Source organism: Arsenophonus sp. ENCA, assembly GCF_002287155.1.
Classification (GTDB): domain Bacteria; phylum Pseudomonadota; class Gammaproteobacteria; order Enterobacterales; family Enterobacteriaceae; genus Arsenophonus; species Arsenophonus nilaparvatae.
Genome location: NZ_NHNG01000698.1, coordinates 1 through 3,732, shown reverse-complemented (window position 1 = coordinate 3,732; position 3,732 = coordinate 1). Strand labels below are relative to the sequence as shown.

4 protein-coding genes are annotated in these 3,732 nt (G+C 41.6%); 2 read left to right on the top strand and 2 right to left on the bottom strand.

Going from position 1 to position 3,732, the window contains the following annotated elements; all coding sequences use genetic code 11:
- The coding region (locus tag CBG25_RS18375; RefSeq protein WP_290603898.1) for a transposase family protein at positions 1–353 on the top strand (353 nt) is incomplete at its 5' end.
- Between the two features lie 37 nt (positions 354–390).
- Here CBG25_RS18375 and CBG25_RS18370 read toward each other — a convergent pair.
- Positions 391–1,623 carry a UvrD-helicase domain-containing protein gene (locus CBG25_RS18370; RefSeq protein WP_290608467.1) on the bottom strand — a complete coding sequence of 411 codons (1,233 nt, stop codon included), beginning with the start codon at positions 1,621–1,623 and terminating at the stop codon, positions 391–393.
- A 302-nt stretch (positions 1,624–1,925) separates the two neighbouring features.
- Positions 1,926–2,375, bottom strand: a complete 450-nt coding sequence (lysM, locus tag CBG25_RS18365; protein WP_290608466.1) for a peptidoglycan-binding protein LysM — start codon at positions 2,373–2,375, stop codon at positions 1,926–1,928.
- A 375-nt stretch (positions 2,376–2,750) separates the two neighbouring features.
- Here lysM and CBG25_RS18360 point away from each other — a divergent pair, with 375 nt between their 5' ends.
- On the top strand, positions 2,751–3,701 hold the full coding sequence (locus tag CBG25_RS18360; RefSeq protein WP_290608464.1) for a transposase: 951 nt from the start codon (positions 2,751–2,753) through the stop codon (positions 3,699–3,701).
- The last annotated feature ends 31 nt before the right edge of the window (positions 3,702–3,732 follow it).

The following is a 3,732-nucleotide window of genomic DNA, read 5'->3' as shown; positions in this document are numbered from 1 at the left end:
TGAGCAAAAATGGGCGCCGTCACGATAAACGCTTACTCGATAAAGTCGATATAATTCGCCATATTCCTCCTGAGGTAACCATCTGGGCAGATACCGGTTTTCAAGGTATAGATAAACAGCATCCTAATACACAAATCCCAAAAAAAGGAACTCGAAAAAGACCTTTATCGCCTGAACAAAAACAAGAAAATAAAATAATCTCGGGCATCCGTATTACAGTTGAACACGCCATCGCGGGTATCAAGCGCCTCGGTTGCATGACCCAAATTTTACGGAATCGTAGACCCTTTATTGATGATACCTTCTTACTCCTTAGCGCAGGTCTTTGGAATTTCCATCTCAGAACAGCGTAAAATTTACTTCAATCACCGAAACACCCTTATTTCACTATTAAGCAACACGCTTACTGGCTTCCTCTTCAGTGTCTACCGTTCTTTTACGTAAAACATCCACTTTTTTTGGTAATGGCGTGAATTTTTCGATGATTTTGATAGATTGCAACATTTCCTGGTCACCACTGGCATTGGCCATGTGCTTATAATTTGCATAATTGCAATATTCCGTGTAAAGCCGTTGGTGACTCATCTTCTTTCGCTTATCGAGTGAAAACCAGTGAAGATTAATTAATTCATCGATACGATAAGCGGCTATCCCATTAATCCAGTAGATAGTCGCTTTTTTGCTACTCGCTTCCAATGCGACTTTAATCACACCGGCAACCGTTCGACTGAGTATGGCGCGGTGAGGAAAGCCTTGCTTAGGCATATCAATGAGAATGTCATCTTTTTCACCTCTGCCAACCACGTGATACTTTTCACCATTCATCGCCAGTAATGCATTAGCCACATCCGCGACACAGGCGCCAAAGCGAAAGCTATGGGTTAACCAGAGACGGTCAGCATCACTCAGAGAAGGCGCATTTAACGCATCGACCGCACCTCGGAAGCGATAAATCTGTTGATGAGCATCACCCACCATCACTAACTTCGTGGTTTGACGAAAAATAATATCGTGAGTAACCGGATTAGCGTCCTGTGCTTCATCAAACAAAATAACGTCAAACCGATGGGAAAGGTTCGGTTGGGAGAGTTGGTACAATTTTAAATACATATCATGAATAACAGGGAAATTATCAGCAAGGTCAATCATTCGATGCCAGAGCCGTTCGCTATGGCTAACGACATCATGAGCGGTAAACGATTTTTTAACTTCCCCCCTCAATATTGAAGGACAGTGGCGTAACATAATCTGACTATCCACGCTGCACATAAAGTTCTTTAAGGTATCCTGAATCGCTTTTACGTATACCCAGTCATCGCTCTGAATCGCATTGGCAATATCAAAAAGGCGCAGAGAATTTGTTAATCGATTAGCATAATTTCTACCAAAGCCAGGCCATGCCAGTTGATGAGAAGTTTTACAAAGCACATTAGCGGGAAATTTCTCGTCCGCCTCTTCTCTCACTGAGCGATTAAACGCAATGTAAAGCATCCGGAGTTCGGGATGCTTTTCGGCGTATTTCACTAACGTTGAGGTTTTTCCTGTTCCGGCAAAAGCATTAACCACAAGCTTCTCGCCCTGCCAGTCAATGACAGCTTGTTGTTCTGGCGTTGGATTTATCAAAATATTCTCCTGCATCACTCAATACTATGAGTTTACCAGAGAATCCAATAAATAGTTTTGTAGATAAAACGTCTACATTCGTCGAAACTCATAGCCTGTAAAGTTAGTGGGTAAAATATAACCATTTGGATAGGCTTGCTTGCGGAATATAGGGTTGAAAATATTTAATGAAGGTTTATGATTGAGTTGCCATAAGTCGATATTTGATTATTAGAAATAAAAAAATTTCCATCAACATTATTAGCCAACTTTTGAAGTTGGCTTCTTTAATCTCAATTCTGCAAACAACAATATGGATATTATTATTTTGGAATAATGAGTTTTTGACCTGGATATATTTTATCTGGATGCGTTAGCATAGGTTTATTAGCCTCAAAAATTTTCAGATAATCCTTTTCGTTTCCGTACTGTTCTTTAGCTATTTTACTTAACGTATCGCCAGCAGCGACTGTATAGAATTCACTCACAGCTTTACTATCATTAGTGGCTAATGCAATAATTTTATCTTCAACCGAAGTAATACCAGCGACATTTCCCACAGCAACAAGGACTTTTTCTTTTAACTCTTGAGTAATATTTTCGCCATAAACGGTAGCTTTTCCTTCAATCACCTCAACTTTAACGTCATCTGCACCAGGAAAACCCATGTTTTTAATGTATTCTGTCAGTTTTTTACTTTGATCGATATGGTTTCCAGATACCATATCAATTACTTTTTCACCGGCTTCTTTTATAAAATCAAAAAATCCCATGGTTAACTCCTCTGCTTGTAGACTAATAAATCAGATGTCACAACAAATACTATGTAGAGCACTGAATCAATAAAATCAATTTTGGAATGATAATTTAAACCTTTGTCAGTCATGATAACTTGCAACACTGTGAAAATTGACCCCGTTACGCCACATTCCACAGAGCAACAACGATCACTGGTAGCTTAATACTCATTAATTGTCGCAACGTTTTTACCTAACCAGATAATTTCTCCCGTCTTTACCAACATTAATTGTAGATCGAACGTAGCACGCTACGCGTGAGCGGCGCAGCTACGCTGCTTCGGGGGATGTTCATGATTTAAGTACTGTTTTATACTCTACGAAAAAATACCTATAGAGTCATTTACTCAGATGTATATCCCTCGTCCTGCTAAACTGCTTTTCACCATTGATGACGGCTGGAATAAATTCCTGGAAAAACACGGTGACAACGTCAGCTCGTGGACACGTCTGTCTGTAGAGCGCATGCTTGCCTGCGGCACTTGTGCCATGGGTGTCCGGCGCTATTGTTGCGCTTCGTCTGATTGTTCCCACAGCCGTTTTTTCTGCCAGAGCTGTAAATCAAAAGCCTGCAATTCATGCGGTTTCAAAGCCACCGAGCAATGGTTCGCACAGCAGATTCATATTTTACCCGACTGTGACTGGCAGCACATTACTTTCACCATGCCGCATCTTCTTTGGCCTTTTTTTAACAATAATTGGTCGCTACTCAATGCTCTGTTTCGTGCAGCCACTCGAGCTATGCTGCAATTGGCGCGCAAACAGGGTATCGAAATTGGTATTTTCTGCGCCTTGCACACTTATGGCCGGCAACTCAATCAGCATCCGCATGTTCATGTCTCCGTCACCCGCGGGGGGTTGGATAGTAAACACGGGGTATGGCGAAAGCTGTTCTTCAAAAAAAAGGATGTCGAAGAAATCTGGCGAGGGGCTGTCATCCGACTACTACGTCACAGTTATGATTTAATTAACCCTGGCCGTCTTCCCGGTCTTGGTCATATCCGTGACAAAAAACATTGGCGGCGTTACTTGAGGGCGCAGTACGGACGTTACTGGAAAGTGCACTTTGCTAAAAAAACGAAAGGGGCCTGGCATAGCGTGAAATACCTCGGTCGTTACCTTAAACGCCCACCGGTATCTGCGTCAAAACTGCGGCATTACGAGGCTGTCGCAAAAGGGGTGGAATTTTTTTTCAACAATATCCCACCGTGCAGATTTTCTCTTTTTCTGATTTTAGTTTGTACAAATAATAGACTAAAAATCATCCATAATATCAGAGCAACCGCTCTTGATAAGTTATAGGCCATTGCATGCAGGGTAAATTCGAGCTTTA

Bases quoted from the DNA above. Each gene is read 5' to 3' on its own strand.
- CBG25_RS18360 (WP_290608464.1), top strand. From the start codon at position 2,751: ATGTATATCCCTCGTCCTGCTAAACTGCTTTTCACCATTGATGACGGC.
- lysM (WP_290608466.1), bottom strand. From the start codon at position 2,375: ATGGGATTTTTTGATTTTATAAAAGAAGCCGGTGAAAAAGTAATTGAT.